We start from the raw sequence: 21,058 nt of genomic DNA, 5'->3' as shown, positions 1-21,058 counted from the left end.
AAATGGCCCGTTCGTCTAGGGGTGAGGACGCCAGATTTTCATTCTGGAAACAGGGGTTCGATTCCCCTACGGGCTACTTAAGTGAACAATCTATTAGGATTGTTCACTTTTTTTATGAAACTAACTTTTTGACTATAAGTGATTTAAAAGTGTAGTTTCTTCAAAATAAAGGTGTTCGACAATTCATCGAAATCTTAACTTAATTTCAATTTCTTTTAAAAAACTTCCTGAGTTGGTTAAGCAACCATTTAGGTGTTCGATTTACCCTTAAGGTCATTGACTATTTCTGTATCCTCGGGACGTCTAAATCTCTTAGCAAGCAAATAGAGAAAGTCCAAAATTATACCCGCCTGAGTTTCAAGCCCCAATTTGCCAATGCAATGCAGCCTTTATTGTTATTTTAAAATTCCTCTTCTGCCATTGCGTTATTTAAGAACACGCCTGTATTATTCCCTGTCGATACAGCATATGATACAGCACGAAGAGGATTGCTACTGTCTCCACAAGCGAATACATTATCCACCGTTGTTTTCTGAAATCCATCTACTTTGATAAGTCCCTGTTCTGTCAATTCACAACCCAATAATTCGGGGATTTTACAGTGTTGTTCAAAAGGAGGTCTTGAATAGATAACTTTTAATTGAAAAGTTGAATTGTCTGAAAAAATTATTTCTTCAACAACTCCGTTTTTGTGTTTCAATGAGGTGATCTCCTTTTCAACTATTGAAATATTGTGTCTTTTGATTTCATCGGTTTGCTCTTGTGTCAGTTCCGACTTTCCATTGGTAAATATCGTCAAATCCTTTGTCCAGTTATGAATGAGCCGAGCCAGATGAAATGCACCATATCCATTTGCAAAAATCCCTGTTTTTTGATTCCTTACTTCATATCCGTGGCAATAGGGACAATGAAGCACTGTAATTCCCCAACATTCAGAAAACCCCTTAATGTTTAGCATTTTGTCTTTTAACCCAGTTGCAAAAACCAGTTTTTTAGCAGAAAATATTTTTCCTGATTGGGTCGAAATCTCAAATCCTTTGTCGGTTTTTGTTCCGTTAACGGCAAGGTCAGTTATGAATTTTACTGTGTCGTATTTCAACACTTCAATTTTTGCTTTTTCCGCAATAGCGCTTGGTTTTTCTCCGTCTTGCGTAATGAAGTTATGTGAATGAGGTGTTTGTCGGTTACAGGGCAAACCGCTGTCAATAATTAAAACACTTCTTAATGCTCGTCCCAAAGCCATTGCTGCCGAAAGTCCTGCATAGCTTCCGCCAACTATGATTACGTCAAATTTTTTGTTATCTGTCATCTCGTTAAAATTTGAAAATGCTGTTAATGATAAAGGTAGAGCTAAAACTGATAAAGCAAGCCCCCCTTGTTTAATTAGTTCTCGTCTTGATATTCTTTTCGGTTCAGTCATTTGTTTTTTAGATTTGTGCAATATCACTTGACGCTTGCCAGCTTCATCTTAATTTTCATCATTACAGAGTCTGGCAGTATTCCTGCTAAAATGGAATTAAACCTGTTTTGAAAGCCTACAATTTTCTTTCCTTTTCCATGTAGCAACAGATTCACTCCTTCAGTAGCCACTGTTTTTACAGAAGTGGGCTTGTTGGATTTCAACAGATTGGTTTCCCGCATTTCCGGTGAAATAAATGCTGTTTCTGTAACCCCAGGGGCAAGCGTGGTAACCACTACGCCAGTTCCTTCCAGCTCAGCAGCGAGGGTTTGCGAAAAGGCTAAGACAAAAGACTTGGTTGCTGAATACACCGACTGGTAAGGGAAAGGTAAATATGCAATAACTGAAGACACGTTCATGATTCGGCCCGACTTTCTGGCCGCCATGTCTTTTGCAAACAATTTGGTAAGGATAACCAGGCTGCTGATGTTGAGATCGATCATATTCAACTCCATGTCCAGCGAGCTTTCCAGAAAACTTCCATACTCGCCAAATCCGGCATTGTTAACCAAATGAGATACCTGATAGTTTGCTGATTTGATATCATCAAATAACTGGGTCGCTTGCTCTGTTTTGCTTAAGTCTTTGGGTATGTAGTGTACGACGATCCCATATCTGGAAGATAATTCCTGCTGCATGGCTGCCAATTTATCCTCGCTGCGGGCAGTGAGGATCAGATTGTATTCTAAAGCCGCAAGCTGTTGGGCCATTTCGTAGCCAATTCCGGATGATGCTCCGGTTATTAGGATGTATTGTTTCATTTTGTTCTTTTTTTATGAATGATTAAATACTTTCAATGGAAGGTGGTATAAGCTTATACATAACAGGCGTTACAATTCTTGAAAGAATGGTTGAACTGATCAATCCACCAATCAGCACAATTGCCAATGGCGCGATAAGTGGATTGGGATTCCAGGCGAGGGGAATTAATCCGCAAATAGCGGTTATGGACGTAAGCACAACCGGCAAAAAACGGGTTTCTCCTGCTATCTTAATTGCGCTGTCAATGCTATGTCCTTCAGCCCGCAACTGGTTGGTGAAATCAACGAGTAACAGCGAATTCTTGACCTGTATGCCAGACAAACCAATGAAACCAATGATAGAAACTATTGACATCGGATGGCCGGTGATCAATAGCATTACCACACCACCCAAAATCCCTAATGGAATAATAGATAGTACAATGATGATACCTTTAAACGTTTTGAATTGTAGTAACAGAACTCCAATAAAAAGGAATGTACTTAACAGGATAACTGACAAAAAATTTCCACCCAGTGTATCACCTTCCGATTCCGCTTCACCAGATAGCTTGTAATAGTATCCAGGTGGCATTTTAAGTTTGTCCAGTTGCGGAACAATATCCTTTAGCACATCGTTTGCATATACACCTTCTTTAGTTAGGGAGGTAACCTTTGCGAAACGCGATTTATTAAAATGATTTATTGCCGTAGGCGATGTTTCAAAAGAAATGGTTGCAATCTGATTAACCAATACAGGAACACCTTGTATATTATTCACATAAAGGTTTTTAAATGCATCTAAATTTGAAAATTTATCCCTGGTAAGCGTTAAAACAACATTGCGTGAGTCGCCCCTGTCATCTATATAATCACCAACAGTTAATCCTGCTACCGCCATTCGAATTACCTTATCAACATCGCTTGTAAGCACACCCAATGTGCGGGCTTTTTCTTTGTTTATTTCTATTTTAACATCGGACTTGTAGGTGTTTAATTCATTATTGATGTAAACAGTTCCTGGATGTTTGCGTAACAGATCTTCCACTTTAAAGGAAAGCTCACGCAATTTATTTGGGTCTTCGCCAAAAACCCTGACCACTATGTTTGCTTCTATCGGGGGGCCCTGCTCAAAATCTTTCACTTCAATTTTGGCATAAGGAAAATCTTTAAACTTTTGCCTTAGCTGCTTAACCAACCCTACTTTAGTATGAGGACTTGCCTCATCATCCATCTGTACAAAAATCTGGGCAAAGTCGGGCTTAACATCCTGTTGGTGTACGTTGTAATATATCTGAGGGTTTCCTTTACCTACATTGCTTGTATAATACACAATCTCTTTGTGTTGCTTTAATTCATTTTCTACAAGTTTGGTCACACGATCACTTTCAGGAATATCAGCCTGCAATGGCATTTTGATATTGATAAGAAACATTGGCTTCTCAGAAGTGGGGAAAAGTTTGAATCCTGCTTTTGTAAATAAGAAAAAGGCGAGAGCACTAAGTATTAATGATATTCCAATGGTTGTTTTAGGATATTTTAAAGCCCGTGGCATAATACCGCGATAACTGTAGGTGAGAAATTTTTGCAGTTGCTTCAGAAAAAAATTGCCTTCCCCATGTGTGTGTGTTTTCAATAACCGGCTTCCCATAAAAGGAACCAACGTTAAAGCCACGATCATTGATGCCAGCACACTGGTGATAACAGCCATGGGCAGGCTGCGCATAAATTCACCGGCTGCATCCGGTAGGAAGGCAAGAGGTAAAAATGCAATTACCAAAGTGGCTGTACATCCTACAACTGCTACACCTATTTGTTTAGTACCTTTCAGAACTGCATCCATTCGTGAATGTCCTTCCCTAAGCCATCGCTCTATATTTTCTACTACTACAATACTGTCGTCGACCAATAACCCCAAAGCCACAACGAGGCCAACAATGCTTAGCTGGTTCAAAGAAAATCCCAATAAGTTCATCGCAATAAGCCCTAATGCTAAAGAAAGCGGAATAGAGATCATCACAATCAGTGATGCCCTGAATCCCAAAGGCAATAAAGTAATGACTACCAGAAGAATGGCCAGGGCAAAATCAAATCCGAGATGTCCCAAACGTTGTGAAACCATAGTAGCCTGATCGAAAGTTTTGACAAGCTGGATATTAGAAGGCAATCTTTTAGAAAATTCTTCCAGTATTGGCAGAAACTCTTTCTGCACTTTCGTTATATTAACATTGTCTTTCATCGCTGCTGTAACCAGGACACAACGATGTCCATTTACACGTGTAATATGGCTGACCATTTCGTTTTTATAACTTACTTCCGCTACATCTTTCAGGTATATAATCTTTCCATTGGCATTGTAGACGACGGTATTGGCAACGTCCTCCACGTTCTTCAGCTTACCACTGGTCTTTACATTAAAAATCTTACTCTCTAGGTTGATGCTTCCTCCGGGAATGTCTGCTGCTTCACTTTGTAAACTACCAATAACTACGTTTAGCGGAATTTTCAGTTGTGCCAGTTTGTCCAATTGTACATCAATCCGGATTTCCTGTTCCGGCATTCCGGAATACTTGACTTCTTTCAGGTTTGTTATTTTCTCCAGATTTGTTTTCAGGATATCAGCTTCATCTCTTAGCAGTTTATCGGAAGCATTACCTGAAACCAATGCAACCTGTAAAATTTTGACATCGGAAGAAGAAATCTTTTCTGTTTTGATAAGATAGATATCCTTAGGAAGCTCACTATTTTTTAAAGCGTTTATTTCTGTTGATATCTCCTGGTATTTATTGTCTATATCAACACCATATTTGAATTTCACCTGGATTGCCGCTACACCATCCTCAATTGTAGTAAGAATTTTGTCAATGTTCTCCAGGCCGTAAATTTTATTTTCAATTTGTTTTGCCACCTGCTCTTCCATATCTTTAGGACTTGTGCCCGGATATATCACAGTTATAAGATATTCGGGTGGATGTATAGTTGGATCTTCCGAACGGGGCATTGTAAACAAAGCGAGTACACCAACTACTGCAAACAGCAGAAATATAACGAGGGTGAACTGATAATTTTTAACGGCGAAATTAGTAATCTTCATATCTGCTATTATTACCTGATGATTTTTATTATAGATTTTTCGTTGAGGTAGGCACTATTGGATATCACGATTTCTTTCACCCCGTCAAGTCCATCTTTTAGATAAACCTGTTGATTGTCGAACCTTGAAATAGTTATCGGAATTTTCCTGACCTTATTAGCTCCATCGGGTGTAAACACAAATGCTTTATCACCATCCGCTTCTACTAACGATCCGTATGGGATGACCTTAACATTCTCATCCTGGTTTGTAGCTATTTCCGCTTTGCCGAACATGCCCACCGCCGGTTTTATGTCGTTTAATTTCAATTTCAGTTCTACCTGAAAGGAGCCAAGTATAGGATCTGCTGCCTGTGACTTGCGAAACACGAAAGCGTCAAATTTCTTATCAGCATATCCATCCAGCGTCACTGTTGCCGTTTGTCCCGGATTAATCGCTGCCCACTCCCGGTCAGTTACGCCGACTTTAAGTATGTAGTTATTATTTTGCCGTGTTTCGTTAATGGCAAGCACTGGCATACCAGGCGCAATCACTTCCCCTTCACTGGCGATTTTCTGACTTACAAACCCATCAGAGGCTGCATATATTTTTGAATAATGTGCATTAAAGGCAACGGCCTCCTTTGCTTTGTAAGCAATATCCAGGGCTGTCTTTGTGTTTTGCAACTGCTCCAGTGTAAAAACGCTGTCTTTGTAAAGATTAGCCGCTCGTTCATAATCACGTTGCGCCTTGTCTACATTTAAACTGGACTGTGATAGGCCGGCGGCAATTTCTGTTGAATTGAGTGTGGCGAGCAACTGTCCTTTGCGGAAGAACTGACCTTCTTCTACAAAAACACGGCTAATTACGCCGCCTATTTTGAAAGAATATTTAGCTTCATTTTCTGTGCTTACGAGACCTGTAGCACTTATTTTTTGTGGTAATCCTAACGCAGATACAGCAGAAACCTTTACAGGGATAACATCTGCTTCTCCCAATGATTTTTTTGCTTTCTCGTTCTCCTTACAAGAAAATAAAACCAATATTATTGCAGTAAGGCTGAGTATTTTTATTTTTTTCATATAGTTTGATATTTATTTATTGAATGATGAAACTTGCATTGGCGCGTTCTATTTCTGCCTGCTTTTTCAATGTGTCGTAAAGTGAAATATTTACCTGCAGTTGGGCAGATACCAGTTGGTTTTGTGCATCCAGCAGCTCTATGTAAAGTGCAATGCCTTCTTTGTACAGCCGCAATTCATCCTTATAATATTTTTCAGAGGAAGCCACTTGTGAAACAGCAGCATTGTAATTGATAAGAGCAGTACTAAATGAATTGGCAGCAATACTAACCTGTAATTTCAGCTGCTGCTCGGTATTACTTATCTGCGATTCAATCGCTTTAGCATCTGCCTTCGCCTGGTTTACTCTGTATTTATTTTTACCTCCAGAAAAAATATCGAAACCAAGTGAGATCCCGAAAAAATAATAAGGCGATTTATCATTTACTTTAAAGTCAAAAGCCTGTGACCCTACATCAAGAAAGGAATTAAGTTTTGGTATTTTGTAGGAGTTTGCAAGACCAATAAGGTTCTTATTGATTGCGGCTGCTGTATTTAACTTTAATAATTCTTCTCTTTTATTGATAGCAGTATTGTCTGCAACCTGTGGGTCAGGAATATTAGTTATTGAATCAATAAGTACGGGAGTGGTCAGCGGTTGGTTGATTAAGAAATTAAAAAAATCTCTGGCATTAGCACGGTTTATCATGGCTGTATTCAGTTGCGCAGTAATTTTTATTACTTCATTATTGCTCCTTGCAACTGCCGTGCGGTTTACTTTCTGATTATTAAAAAGAGAAGTGTTTATCCTTTCATTTTCTTTTACAAGTGCAAGGGCATTTTCATAAATCCCGATGGCTGTTGTTGCCTGTAAATAATTATAATAAGCGATTTTGATTTCTTTTGCAAGTTCCCGCTTGTAAATGGCTATTTCTATCTTTTGCAAATCATACTGCTGGGTTTTTATTTTTTTATTGTAAGCTATTTCTGCATTGATGACCGGAAAAGTGGTATGTAGTTTTACATCATAAAAATTATTGGGGTTCAGCAGTACACTTTGGTTTTGTATTTGCGGAAAATTATTGCTGCCTGTTAGTTGGTTAAGCGTTTTGTAAACTGGATTCATTAAATCTCCCACCGGAATATCCACTGTGCGTCCGCCACCTGCAAGGGTATAGCTTCCATTAAACTCAACATTGGGGAGGAATAACGATTTAGCTTCTTTCAAAGCCCACAGGCTTTTATCAAGTAAAAATTGCTGCTGGCGGATTGTTTCATTACTGCTGAGACCCGTGCGGATATACTGATCCAGGTGTGTTTGCGCATAAGCGCTGCCAACCAATAACAATAAAAATAGCGTGAGTATTTTTTTCATCTTATTTTATTTTAAATTATTGAACATAATAAACTTAATGAACAATGTTCATAAAAGGGGTAAAAAAATTTATAGCTTACTTATAATTTTCAAAAACTCATCATATGCCTCTGTTACTATGTTTTCAGGGTTTTTAATACTCACATTTTTTGTACGCCCCCCTATTTCCAGGCTACACATGCCATGCACACAACCCCATATCAGAAAAGACAGCGGCTCCAGTTTATGCCCTTCGAAATGGCCAGCACTAATACATTCCTGCACTGTTGTTCGTAATACCTCGAAGTTAGCGGTTCCCTCTTCCCACTCTTTTTCCTGCATATCATTCAGAAACTCCATTGGCGCCTTTAAACTGAACATCAGGTCATATTTATCGGGATTCTCCATTGCATACTGAATATAAAGCTGCCCCATGGCTTTTAGCCGCTCCATCGGATCTTTTACATTATATAGTACCCTGAATTGCCCTCCCAGTTCGGTAAAGCACTGCGTGTGCAGGGCATGGAGGATGGCATTCTTATCCTTGAAATAAATATAAACAGTGCCGATACTGTAATCAATTGCATCAGCAATATTGCGGATGGTTGTCTGGTTAACACCTTTTTCAACAAACAACTTCATTGATTCTTTTAGTATCAGGGCTTTCAGTTCTTCTTTTTCTCTTGCTTTGCGGTCTGCGCTACTCATTGTTGAATAAATTTGAGCACAAATAAAATGAACATCGTTCACTTTTCCAAATAAATTGATTTTTATTTTTGAAATTTTATCATTAGTGAACCTATATCAGCCAACATTCTTCATTTTCAGCCCAAATAAGCGGAAAGTTTTAAGGTAATAATTTTAGGGAATTTGATTCAAGCGTTTTGTCAGGCAGACCGGACCTTGGATAAAATTTGAACGGATTTTACTCCAATCTATTTTAATGTCATTTCTTGTCAGACGTTCCTCTTTTCGGTTAAAACACAGGTATTAAGTGGATCTACTTTTGTGATATCAAAAATTGACAATCATGAAATTAATAATTCATAAATGTTTATATCCTTGCCAATCCAAAGTCAAAAACGACTTGATTTTCTGGATATAGATCTCTGGAGTAATTTTTCCAAAAGGTCTAAAAAATTAAAAAGCGGTTCAAAGAATTTCCCGTTAGGGCTACGAAAACCCGCTAACAAATGAATTGTTAGCGGGTTTTGTGTTTTTACTGAAAATTATTTAAGTAAAAATTATTGATAAGGTGAACGTCTTACCCGTCAATAAGTCACTAACTCAATAAGTTTTATAAACCGTAGTGTCTAAGGATCTGGCTGCTCTTCAATAATTAAGCGCTTGTATCATAAATATAGATTTGTCATCCTGAGCCTGTCGAAGGACTTAGTTAAATATAATTTTATGTGTTTCGACAAGCTCAACATGACAAAAATCTAAGGATAAAATACGTTTATGATACAAGCTCTCTAAGTTGTTCTTACTTCATAGCCAGTTGCTGATCATCAGCCTCAGCCATTTCTTTATAAAAAGCCTTAAACTGGTCGATCTTATCTAAAGGAACATAATCTTTCTTTAATGCAAAACTCCGCTTTAAAACGAGTTTATTTCCTTGTTGTACACTCTCTAGTTTAAAATCGACAAAATCATTGCTTAGTTGAACCGCTTTAAAAGGCTGAACCATGGCTTTTCCGGTTGGAAGCTCTAACAATAATTCCTGATTAGACTCATCAACACCAAATAACTGGGTAAGATCGATACCAAATTTCCGGGGCGAAACCACTTGCAAGGCTGTTGCATACGATTTGTTTGACCACGGAATAGAGAATATCGACATGCCCGCTACACTTTTGCTTACATTAAGTAATTTATATGAACAGGCTGTGCCCACCGTATCTGATGTAGCTTTCGAAGTATTGAGGTTAGTAAAACTAAGGTTATAAATTTCGTTTTCTGGGTAAATGCCAGTCAGATCTTCCTTCATTTTCTTGATTTGATCTGCACTGCTCAAATCGTTAAAAACACTTCTGATATAACTAGACATCGATCCGGTATTCCAATTGGTTTCCTTAACCGTCATATCGGCATTTTCAAGCTTAACCTCGGTTTTGTAGCCCATCATATTTCTTCCTCTTATACCAGGATTAAATTTGGTTAAAGCTGTGCCTGTTTTATTAATTTCGAGAATATTAGATCCCAGGAAAGTATTACTGAAAGTATTAAAAGGCAATGTTCCCGAAGTAAGCTCTACCCAATAATCTTTCCCTCCTATTGTAGATTTGGCAATACAGTGATTAAATTCGATACTAGGTAGCAACAGTGTATTTTGCCCACGATCTCTGGTGTTTACCAAAGCCAGTGTTGCTGTAATTCCAGCTTCTTTGCACATACTCACAAAAAGCGTAGATACATCTTTACAGTCGCCAATTCTTGTATTAATAACTGTTGATGGATTTTGAGGAATAATACCACTTTGCCTAAACGATACAGAGCTGTATGCGATGTTGGTAATGATGTAATTATAAATCATCTTGATTTTAGTTAAATCATCTAAATTACTTTTACCAGCAAACAAATCATTTACTACTGTTTTTATTTCATAACTGCTCCGCGCTTTAGCAGATGCAATATTGTCGTACCAATCTGCAATAAATTTCCAGTCGGGGATAGATGATAAATACAGCATGTTGGTAACATCATCCATGGGAGGCATTTTATCCTCATACCTTAAGGCTTCCTGTTTATTCTTTTCCCATACATATAAGTCAAACTCATCTTTAGCCGTTTTAACTGGTGCAATGTCCTGCTGTGAAAAAACATATTTGAAAGCTTTATCGCGGTGGATTAACAATGAATATTTAATGTTAAGATTATCCAAACCATCACTAAAATAGAAAGAATCCCAAAAGTGGGTAGACATTGCCCCAACATGGAAATTTTCGATTTTATAGCGGATATTAATCACATCGCCAATTTCGAGGTTTGTAAATACCAGCTCACTGTTATTGGCTTCGGCAGGCACTTTTGTTCCATTTGCTTTTATTACCTCAGCTATTTCTACCGCATAATTCTGGTCACTGTTGTAAGGAATAGCATATTCTTTAAAACTTTCAAGCCCTTTTTGGGTAAGTATTTTTGCAGTAAAATAGTGTTTCTCTTCTGATCCACCGTTTTCATAAACAACTTTCTGTACTTCATTGTTCAAAACCACAACCTGCCCATCGGGATATTCGGTTTTAGATGGCGCCTTGTTAACCATCACTTTAACATCAGGTTTATCGAAATAATCAAATACCGCTTTTTTATCCTGAAGTGTTCTTAATAACTGGATAACGGTGTAATTATTTGGATCGATCTGTAAACTCTTTTCGTATGCCTTAATACTTTTCTCTTTCTGTTTATTTGCATTATACAGCGTACCCAACTGAGAATACACAAATGCGTTGTTGGGATCGATCTCGAGTACTTTTAAATATAATTTTTCTGCCTCATCATATTGTTGCAACTGATAATAAATGCCTGCAAGGTCGGTGTAGATGGAAAATCCGATCGGATCGTTCTGCAATTCTTTTTTGTAAATATCTATACCGGCATCGGTTTCTCCTTTATCCAAATGCAGCTTCGCTACATATTTAGCAGCCTTATAATCGTTATTTTCATCAATGTATTTCTGCAAAATATCAATCGCCTTAGGGTTCTTTCTAATCTGCACTTCGATCAGGTATTTTAAATTGACAATGTCTGCTGAATTCAAATATTGTGGATAAATTTTCTCAACCAGGTCTATAATTTCAGGTTGTTTTTTCTCCTGGCCGAGTATATTCAGTTTTTTCATCAACACCGTTTCATTCTCGCCATAAATTTTCTCCAGTTTAGCAAGAACTTCCTTTGCACGCACATAATCATTCTGTTGAAAGTGCTCCGTGTATACAAGTTCTAAAGCTAAAGAACATTCCGGATCGTGTGTTTTAATTTCTTCCCTGAGTGTTTCAATACCTGTTCTGTTATCAGCTTTAACAAACAGTTCTATCATCATCAGGTTGAGGTAGGTACTTTCAGGAAAACGTTTTTTAAGTTTTTCCAGGATCAACCTTGCATCGAACACATTTCCTAAACGCAAATAAAGCTTAGCCATCATTAACTGGTTTAAATAGCTCTGCGGTTTTGCTTTAAGGGCATCTTCGAAATATTTAAACCCAACTGGTTTTAGCTGAGCAGGAGCCGGACTCGTTTCTTTTGAATAGGCCTGTGGTGTACTGGTAGTAGAAAGGTTATTTAGTGGTGCTCCGTTGGCATCTGTTAAGCGCAGCATAAAATTTGATCTACCTGCATAGCTTTCGCCTATCTGCACCAAAACACGGTTATAGCCTTGATTTAACTTAATTGGCACAATGTATGCATCAAGGTCGTTGTTTCTTTCTTCAGATTCGCTGATTAAAAGCTGATCGTTTACCCAAACTTTTACCGATCCGGATACACCGATTCTTAACTGTGCCGTTGTACTTGCGGGTGCATTAACAAATGTTTGGGCAAATTGTAATGCATTTTCGTAGGTGTTATAATAAGTAAAATCGAACCATTTATCGTGCCGTACATAAGGTACCGTTCTCCAGCTAAATTTTCGGTTCTTTTTCCCTGTAAAAACATAATTAAGTTCTGGGTGAGCTAAAACATCATCGTACTGTTTATCGAAACCACTGGTCGAAATGTTCTCATACTCGCCTGTGATTAACCAATTTTCGATTTCGCCAATCTTACTGAAATACTGATCAGCTTCAGTGTATTGTTTTTTCTCTTCGAAATGCGAACCTAACGACGCGTAGGCCAATGCATTAATGGTGCCATCAACATCTTTTCTAGTGGCCAGTTTTTTATAAAACTCCAACTGGTCGGCCGTTTTTATCCTCGAAGCGTTATTGGGCAAATCGCTCCAAAGCGCAACAAGGTATGGTTGTGGGTTTTTGGAGGTATTGGATAATTTATTTAAATAGTTAAAACCTTCTTTGGCCGGCCGGTCCATTTCAGTCATCATAGAGAGCGCAACATTTGCTTCATCTGAAAATGCAGGCTTAAGTGCTGCCTTGGTAAAAAAATCGCGTGCCGCTGTCCGGTTGTTTTTGAAAAAATATTCCCAACCTGGGTTCAAATTTGTTTGTGCCTGAATAGACGAAGAAACAAGAATTGAGAGAATTAATAGTTTAAATTTCATTTTGTAATTATAGAAAAAAAACAAATCTGAATCAAAGCAATTAGATTAAAAATAAGTAAGAAAAACCTCACTCATTTACGGCGTTTAATGTGCAGGTAATATTTTCTAACTTAGATAATCAGACTAAAAAATAGAATTAAACTGCGATAGAAAAAAATGAAGAACAGATCGATGCAGATTAAGGGAACTTTTAAAGCAAATATGCAATTGCTTTGGGACGTTTGGACCAAACCCGAGCACCTTAAAAACTGGTGGGGACCAAAAGGATTTAGTGCCACCATCCATAAAATGGATTTGCAGGCAGGTGGTGAATGGAAGCTCACCTTACATGGACCTGATGGTAAAGACTATGCCAACCGCAGCATTTTTAAAGAGATTATTCCACTTGAAAAAATTGTATTCGAACACTTCAACCCACATTTTCTCACTACAGTTCTTTTTGAGGCCAAGGATGAAGAAACCCAGATAAACTGGACGATGTTATTCGACACTCCTGAGATGCGCGAAACAATAGTTAAAGTGCATAAAGCGGAAGATGGGTTAAAGGAAAATATGGATAGACTTGGGGAATACCTTTTTGAACTATCAACAGATTAGGTCCCCTAAAAACTAACCAAGACTTTCCATAAGATGTTCTATTTCTGAATTCACTATCTACATAGATGCTGACCACGAAGTAGCTATTAGGCCTTTAAAACAATAAACTGCTAATAAAACAAATTCAGTAGGACGATCGCAGAAATAGAAATAGTGCAAGAATTTTATTCCAGGCGGATCATTTCACCGGTTTTTACCGATTCATCGCAGGCAAAAGCAATTCTCAAACTGTTTATCGCATCTTCTGTAGCATCGGTTAAATCGATATCTTCGGTAATGGCTTTTAAGAAATACCTTTGTTCACGGTTGCACAGTTCTTGATGATCGGGCTCATCGGTAAGATCTACCCACTCATCGGCTTTGCTAAACTCATCATTGGCATCTAAATCGGCATGATGTATTTTAATCGATTCGGTTTTGGTATGCGCATCAATGTTATCGGAGTTTCCGGCTGCACCTGCTTTTTTAGCTGTGATAGATACTGATCCTTTTGGGCCAAAAACATCCTTAATAAAAAAAGCGTTATCGCTCACCATCGGGCCCCAGCCAGCTTCGTACCAACCGATAGAGCCATCTTCGAAACGGATCTGCAACTGCCCGTAATTGTAATTCCATTCCGGGATATCATCAGTAAGCCTGGCGCCAATGGCACTCACCTGTATAGGCTTCGATCGGGTCATTTGGCACATAATATCGATATAATGCACAGCACAATCGACAATGGGGCTTAAACTTTTCATCAGGTTACGGTGCACCGTCCATTTGGGGCCATGACTCTGTTGGTTCAGGTTCATGCGCATTACCAATGGTTTTCCCATTTCCTGAGCGAGCGCTGTAAATTTCTCCCATGAAGGATGATAGCGGAGGATATAACCCACCAATAATTTTTTATTCGCTTTTTTAGCAGCTTCTGCCACCTTTATTGCACCTGCTACACTATCTGCCAATGGCTTTTCGATAAACACATGGCAGCCGCTTTCGAAAGATTTTATGGCATAAGCTTCGTGTGTATCGGGATAAGTAGAAATGCAAACAGCATCGGGTTTGGTTATTTCAAGTGCTTCGTAAAAATCAGTATACAGATCATATTGTCCGCCTAATTTTTCGTTAAGTTTTTCTTTGCTTTTACCTGTAGAAACCAATCCGCAAATTTCAAAACCGGGTAAGGTGTGATAAGCTGTGGCATGAGACGCGCCCATATTACCACAGCCCACTACTAATACCCTTAAATTCTTATTTCCATTCGACATACTAAATCTTAAACACCCAATGTCCAGCCTTTTCGGTATTCGCGTTTCACAAATTGATTTACCTCGTCAAAATTGGTCACCTTCATATTTACTTTGTCCCAAAGCATTTTGATATCTCTGCCCGGATAAGTGATTTTACCCGCTGCATCTCTGCGCTGCACATCTGTGCCTCTAATGGCCAGGTTGGCAATTAATAAAGTTTCGGTAAGTGGTCCGGCAATTTCAAAGGGCGAACTCAGCTCCATTTTCCCATAACCGGCAATCGCGGCTTCGGCAAACTGCGTATAATGGCCTTCTTCCTGATTAGCGATACGCGGAATAGTGATTTTCGTTCTATCTGATTCATTGCGCGACAGAGGCAATAACTTTGGATTTTTGCCATAGGTTTCACAAATCATTTTACCTTTTGTGCCGATAAAAAGCACACCGTTATCGCCGAAACTTTCATTAGGTCCCAACTCTTCCGGACGCTCTGGTTTAATGCCTCCATCCATCCAATGCACCTGAACCTCGTGTTTGGTTTTTGGCGTTTTGGCAAAGGTTAAAATGACATGGCTTGATGGCGGACAGCTTTCTGGTAAATAGGCACGTTTGAATTCATCAACATATACACTACCTACACTGCATTCAACGCTAATTGGGGTATCGAGGCCTAACACCCTAACAGGAGGCTCTACCAAGTGGCAGCCCATATCGCCAATGGCACCGGTACCATAATCCCACCATCCCCTCCAGTTGAAGGGAACCAATTTATTTACATATTCTTTGTATGGAGCACTGCCTAACCACAAATCCCAATCGAGTTCTTTTGGTATTTCGGCTTTCCCGCTTGGCCACGAAATTCCTTGTGGCCATACTGGTCTATTAGTCCAGCAGTAAACCGTATGAACTTTACCTATCCTGCCTGCATCGTACCATTCCTGAAGTCTTCTTACACCATCGCCCGAAGCACCCTGATTACCCATCTGCGTAACCACTTTATAGCGGCTTGCAGCTTCGGTTAACATCCTGGCTTCGTAAATATCGTGCGTTAAAGGCTTTTGCACATACACGTGTTTGCCCAATTGCATGGCTGCCATGGCAATTTGTGCATGGGTATGATCGGGTGTAGATACCGTTACGGCATCAATGTTTTTACCTTCCTTATCTAATAACTCACGGTAGTCTTTGTAATATTTTGCCTTTGGGAAGTTTTTTAGAGAATTTGCAGCTCTTTTATCGTCTACATCGCATAAAAAAGCAACATCTGTTTTTCCTCCTCTAACAATACTGGCAATATCGCCCTCTCCTTTTCCACCCGCACCTATTCCGGCCAATTGCAAACGATCGCTTGGCGCCAGAAAACCTGGCCCACCCAACACATGGCGGGGTACAATCATAAATCCAGCGGCAGCAAGCGCTGTTGTTTTAATAAAGTTTCTTCTCGAATTTTCAGTTTTCGAATTTGCCTTATCTTCTATCATCATTTAACCTGTTATAATGCTAAATTAACTTATTTCTTTTTACCTGTAGCTTTTGTATCAGTTTCTTTTTGAGCTGTCGCTTTCTTGCTCAGGTCTTTAATCCTGATGTTGCGGAACTGAACAGGAGAACCATGACCTAAAAAGCCGATATGTCCACTTTCACGTAATAAACCCGGGTGTTCTTTATGATCTGGTGTACCGTTTTTCTTGAATGGTTCAATATCGCCATCTAAAATTACGGTGCCATTTAAAATTACTTTGATCTTCGATCCATTGGCAATTACTTCTTCATAGTTCCACTCTCCGGTAGGCTTTAAAAACCCTCTTTTTGCAGCAATAGTGCCGTAAACTGAACCATGGTACTGGTACGCTTTCAGGTCTTTATAAATCGGTGCATCATTATCCAGTATCTGCAGTTCCATACCCACGTAAGCGGCATCACCTTCTAAAGGCGCTCTGATTCCTAAGCCGTTGTTTGCACCTGGAGTGAGCTGAAATTCGAAACGGTAAACAAAATCGCTGAATTCTTCTTTGGTGAATAAGTTACCACCTGATCCTTTACCTGGTTTTGGTCGGATAGCGATGTTTCCATCTTCGATAACATAATCGGTAGTATTACCTGTCCAGCTGTGCATATTGGTTCCATCGAACAATACTTTATAACCTTCTTTTTTCTCTTGTGCACTTAGCTCAAAAGGTTTTGGACGGGGAATTTCTTTGATATAGATATCGCGATAAGCTACTGGCGATCCGTGCGCCTGCAATTCGATCTGCTCTTCTGCGAAAATCGGCAAACTTCTGTCCCAATAATTTTCTAGAATTACATTATCGGTTACCAACTGCCCGTTCAGATAAACGGTGACACGGTCGCCTTTCATTAAGATTCTGAAGGTATTCCACTCATCCAACTTGTTATCGGCTACTTTAATTGGCTTACTTTCGTTCGTTTGATTGTTATACAAACCACCAGAGCCTACCTGAGCACCAACTTTTGTACGGGCAAGATCCCAGATCTGCACCTGTGGCGTACCGCGCAGGTAAATACCAGCATCGCCTTCTCCTTTTTTATCGTCGATGATTTTCCAGTCTACCAGCATTTCAAAATCGCCATATTTTTTAACGGTAGCCAGGTTGTTGCCATGACTTTGAAACTGTAGTTCGCCATTAATCACTTTCCAGCTTTCCTTTGCTTCGGCATCAGCTCTTGTCTGCGCTTCGGATAAGGTTTTTTCATCCATTTTTGATCTTTTGATCGGATCGGCCACAAGCCCTTTCCAACCCGATAAATCTTTACCATTAAAAACCTGAACAAAGCCTTCGCCAGCTTTCATTTCAGAAATATACTTACGCATACCCTCTTTCTGATAACCGGCATCGCCTCCGGTAATTACGGCAATGGTTTTATTTAACAGGCCCTTTACAATGTCGCCATTGTAAGTTCCTGCCATAGTAATATTCATCACCGCGTTTGCTGCAGCCTGCTGTAAAGTAGCATTATCTAAATACTGGCCTGCAAATACAATCGCATTAAAGCATTTGGCCTGTTCGGTATCTTTAAGAATCTGCTGTTGTTGTGCTGGTGTTTTGGCCACTGCCATCGCGTTGCGCAATAGTAGTAAACGTTGCTCAGCCGTATACTTTGTATTTCTTACTAAAGTTAAATAACCCACAATCGCCTGGTTCAAAAAGTCTGGATTGGTGGTGGTACGTGCAATACTGATCAATGCATCTGTTGAGCCTGCATCCGACCATGAGGAAAGTGCTTCAATTGCAGCTTTTTTGGTAGCGTCATCGCCTGTAGCATACGCTTCTGACACAGATTTCAAAGATTGTTGGCCACCTAAACTGCCCAGTACCTTATAAAACAACAATTTCTTATCAGCCGGTGTATTGTTCATTTGCTGAAGAATGGCATTGGTTTGTGCTTCTTTATCCGCTGATCCTTTTACCGAAGCAATAATGGCATCTTGTACAGCAGTAAGTTCGCCGGCATCGGTTGTTTTATTTAAAAGATCAAATAACTGTGCTTTATTTTCTCCTGCAGCAACATGTTGTAATGAAAGGAATGCTGCTTTTCGTACTTCAGGTTTTTTACTGTTTAATGCCGCATAAATAACTTCTATTTGGCTTGTTGCAGCGCGTGCAGCTAAAATATTAATTAAGGCAACCTGTACTTCTGGTTTAGCTTTCGGAAGATAAGCACCAACTTTAGTGGCTACACTTTCGCCTTTTATTCTTAGTATACCATTAGAAATACCCGTAATACTGGCTGCATCTCCTTTGCCCATTAACTTTAACAAGTCGTCTATAACCGCTTCCTGTCCAAGTTTTACAGCGGCGTTAATTGCAGCCAGTTTCACCTGCTCATCGTCGCTTCTAATGAGTTTGAGTACGGCTGGCAAGGCAGATTTTGCTTTGCTATTGCCCAGCATGTCTAAAATAGAAACCTGAGTTGGGGCATCAACCTTTTTTAACTGGCTTACCCAGGCTGCACTATTAGTATCATTTACGCCATCAGCAGCGAATTTAACCGCAGCCGCACGAAATTCGAACTGCTTATCGGTCATTGCAGCTAACAAAGCCTGTTGATCGGTCTGTGTTGCCGAAAGTAGTTTTAAGGCCGCAGTACGCTCATTTACCTGATCATCGGCCGTTGCTTTTTCTAGTATTGTATTCGCTATTGTTTCTACTCCGGTTTTATCTGTTGCTACGTTTTTTTGTGCATACACCAATAAAGCTGCAACTGCATTGGTTTGGTCGTATTTATAGCCTGCCTGTTCAGCTGCTTTTACCAGAATTTCTTTTGCAGATGCATCGCCAATATTGGCTAAGGCATACAAACTAGCTTTGGTTAATGTTTTATCTGTTCCAGTAGCCAATGGTGCAATAGCAATTGCTGCTGCTTTGGCATTAGTATGTCCCAATGCTTCTACAATGGCAATTTTTGCTTTGCCGTTCGCTTTACTCAAGCCACTAATTAATGCATTTGTAGCAGAGGCCGTACCAATTTTGGCCAGTGCTCTCGATGCTTCATCTGCCAATTGCTCGTCAGCCAGGTAATCTGTTAAACAAGATACCGCAGCATCATTTCCTACTAAATCGAACTGACTGATGATAAATGCTTTATTCTGTTTATCAGATAGTTTAGCCAGCGATTTGCAATAGGCACTGATGGCCATGTTCCTTAAATTCTGTTGACCAGTTTTGGTTGCATAGGCCGTAAAACCACCTACTGCATACTCAATAAGGGCGTTGTTTCCTTTTGCTGAAGCGGTTAAACCACTAATTAAGGTTACGTAACCCTCCTCCCCTAAATCGGCAACTTCTTTCATATTCCGTTCTAGTTGCGCAGCGTCTCTGGCTGGTAACTGCGCCAATAAATCGGCAATATGTGTGGTTGTAGTTCTCTCGTCTTTTTTATCTTGAGCCAGGGCCCTTACCGTTAATAATGCATTTGAAAGCATTAGAATGGCTAACAGCACCAATAATATTTTTTTGTTCATGATGGTTTGTATTTTGGGATGTTTTAAATAGAAAATGGTGCACGCATTACGGGATTAATTAATCTGTTAGCCGCCTCATCATCTACGAATTCTTGCTTAACCGGGTCGAACTTTAACGATCTTCCTAATCTTAGGGCAGCCAAACCAATATTTACAATGTTGCACGAACGGTGTCCGTTCTCTTCATTTAAAGCAAATTTTTTCCTCGTCCGTACCGATTCCGAAAATTCTACAATCTCCGGATCAGGATCAGGGAATTGCGCCAGTTTACGTTCCAGATCAGGAATATCTGATTTAAAGCCCGGATACAGTTTACCTTTTGGCCCTTCTATATAGGGCACATTGGTATCTTTACCTTCACCATCTAAAATAATCTGGCAGCCATCGGCATAAGTATAGGTAATCCTGCGCCAAATGCCTACTGCATCGGTATGTTGTTGTGGTGCATCAACCTCTACAGAAATTGGGTTGGTATCATCCTTACCTAAAAAGTATTGAATCGGGTCGATATAGTGTTGTCCCATATCACTTAATCCACCACCATCATAGTCCCAATAACCCCTAAAAGTTTGGTGAACGCGGTGTGCATTGTAAGGTTTGTATGGTGCAGGGCCTAACCATGCATTATAATCTAATTCTGGCGGCACAGGCTGAGTCTCTAAATGATCTTTGCCCACCCAATAAAATTTCCAGTCGTAGCCGGTATGTTTACTTACGGTTACTTTTAATGGCCAGCCCAACATACCGCTATCCACCAATTTTTTAATCGGTTTTACAGTCGTGCCCATTCCGTAAAAAGTATCTTTAAACCTAAACCAGGTATTTAGCCTAAACATCCTGCCATGCTGTTTTACCGCCTCTACTACTCTTTTTCCTTCGCCTATGGTGTGGGTCATTGGTTTTTCGCACCAGATATCTTTTCCTGCATTTGCAGCATCTACAGCCATTATACCATGCCAGTGTGGCGGGGTGGCAATGTGTACAATATCTACCTCAGGTAATTGTATAAGTTCTCTATAATCACTAAATGTTTTTACACCTTTATCTAACATTGCCGCAGCTTGCTTAAGGTGGTTCTGATCAACATCACATATGGCTACTACCTGGGTGCCCTCGTAGCCAAAATGCCCTCTACCCATCCCCCCAACACCTATTACGGCTTTGGTTAACTTATCGCTTGGGGCAAGATATCCTTGTCCGCCCAATACATATCTTGGTACAATAGTAAATGCTGCCAGGCCAATTGCAGATTTTTTGATAAAATCGCGTCTGGTGCACTGTTCTTTTTGTGGTTCTTCTTTAGTTTTCATTTGTTTATCGGTGTTGTAAAAAAACTTATACGA

General features: G+C 39.6%; 12 protein-coding genes and 1 tRNA gene. 2 read left to right on the top strand and 11 right to left on the bottom strand.

Annotated elements, in window-relative coordinates; genetic code table 11:
* The first annotated feature begins 4 nt into the window (after nucleotides 1–4).
* A tRNA-Glu gene (locus tag AC07VK_RS13080) sits at nucleotides 5–76 on the top strand.
* A gap of 324 nt (nucleotides 77–400) precedes the next feature.
* Here AC07VK_RS13080 and AC07VK_RS13075 read toward each other — a convergent pair.
* The 7 genes from AC07VK_RS13075 to AC07VK_RS13045 all read right to left on the bottom strand — a co-directional run bounded on the left by AC07VK_RS13075 (nucleotide 401) and on the right by AC07VK_RS13045 (nucleotide 12,902).
* Complete coding sequence (locus AC07VK_RS13075) at nucleotides 401–1,420, bottom strand: NAD(P)/FAD-dependent oxidoreductase (RefSeq protein WP_492952546.1); 1,020 nt, start codon at nucleotides 1,418–1,420, stop codon at nucleotides 401–403.
* Nucleotides 1,421–1,443: 23 nt separating this feature from the next.
* On the bottom strand, nucleotides 1,444–2,220 hold the full coding sequence (locus tag AC07VK_RS13070) for an SDR family NAD(P)-dependent oxidoreductase (RefSeq protein WP_492952545.1): 777 nt from the start codon (nucleotides 2,218–2,220) through the stop codon (nucleotides 1,444–1,446).
* A gap of 22 nt (nucleotides 2,221–2,242) precedes the next feature.
* Complete coding sequence (locus AC07VK_RS13065) at nucleotides 2,243–5,293, bottom strand: efflux RND transporter permease subunit (RefSeq protein WP_492960975.1); 3,051 nt, start codon at nucleotides 5,291–5,293, stop codon at nucleotides 2,243–2,245.
* A gap of 11 nt (nucleotides 5,294–5,304) precedes the next feature.
* Complete coding sequence (locus tag AC07VK_RS13060; RefSeq protein ID WP_492960973.1) at nucleotides 5,305–6,354, bottom strand: efflux RND transporter periplasmic adaptor subunit; 1,050 nt, start codon at nucleotides 6,352–6,354, stop codon at nucleotides 5,305–5,307.
* A gap of 16 nt (nucleotides 6,355–6,370) precedes the next feature.
* Complete coding sequence (locus AC07VK_RS13055; RefSeq protein ID WP_492960971.1) at nucleotides 6,371–7,708, bottom strand: TolC family protein; 1,338 nt, start codon at nucleotides 7,706–7,708, stop codon at nucleotides 6,371–6,373.
* A 69-nt stretch (nucleotides 7,709–7,777) separates the two neighbouring features.
* Nucleotides 7,778–8,395, bottom strand: coding sequence for a TetR/AcrR family transcriptional regulator (locus tag AC07VK_RS13050; protein ID WP_492952541.1), 618 nt, complete (start codon nucleotides 8,393–8,395; stop codon nucleotides 7,778–7,780).
* 778 nt (nucleotides 8,396–9,173) lie between these two features.
* Nucleotides 9,174–12,902: a tetratricopeptide repeat protein gene (locus tag AC07VK_RS13045; protein ID WP_492960969.1), complete on the bottom strand. Its 3,729-nt coding sequence runs from the start codon at nucleotides 12,900–12,902 to the stop codon at nucleotides 9,174–9,176.
* Nucleotides 12,903–13,058: 156 nt separating this feature from the next.
* Here AC07VK_RS13045 and AC07VK_RS13040 point away from each other — a divergent pair, with 156 nt between their 5' ends.
* Nucleotides 13,059–13,499 (top strand): SRPBCC domain-containing protein, encoded by a 441-nt coding sequence (locus AC07VK_RS13040; RefSeq protein ID WP_492960967.1) that lies wholly within the window; start codon nucleotides 13,059–13,061, stop codon nucleotides 13,497–13,499.
* A gap of 164 nt (nucleotides 13,500–13,663) precedes the next feature.
* On the opposite strand, the gene AC07VK_RS13035 is transcribed toward AC07VK_RS13040, so the two are convergent.
* From AC07VK_RS13035 to AC07VK_RS13020, 4 genes are read right to left on the bottom strand one after another with little or no spacing between them, the layout of a single operon-like run.
* The gene (locus AC07VK_RS13035) at nucleotides 13,664–14,749 is read right to left on the bottom strand and encodes a Gfo/Idh/MocA family protein (protein ID WP_492960966.1); all 1,086 of its coding nucleotides are present in this window, start codon (nucleotides 14,747–14,749) and stop codon (nucleotides 13,664–13,666) included.
* An 8-nt stretch (nucleotides 14,750–14,757) separates the two neighbouring features.
* Nucleotides 14,758–16,215 carry a Gfo/Idh/MocA family protein gene (locus AC07VK_RS13030; protein ID WP_492960964.1) on the bottom strand — a complete coding sequence of 486 codons (1,458 nt, stop codon included), beginning with the start codon at nucleotides 16,213–16,215 and terminating at the stop codon, nucleotides 14,758–14,760.
* Nucleotides 16,216–16,241: 26 nt separating this feature from the next.
* Nucleotides 16,242–19,715, bottom strand: coding sequence for a DUF1080 domain-containing protein (locus AC07VK_RS13025; protein ID WP_492960962.1), 3,474 nt, complete (start codon nucleotides 19,713–19,715; stop codon nucleotides 16,242–16,244).
* A gap of 23 nt (nucleotides 19,716–19,738) precedes the next feature.
* A complete protein-coding gene (locus tag AC07VK_RS13020) occupies nucleotides 19,739–21,025 on the bottom strand; it encodes a Gfo/Idh/MocA family oxidoreductase (protein WP_492960960.1) in 1,287 nt (428 codons plus the stop codon).
* Nucleotides 21,026–21,058: the final 33 nt, after the last annotated feature.

This window comes from Pedobacter sp. GW821-FHT01D05 (assembly GCF_059422505.1).
This window is presented reverse-complemented; position numbering and strand designations above follow the sequence as displayed.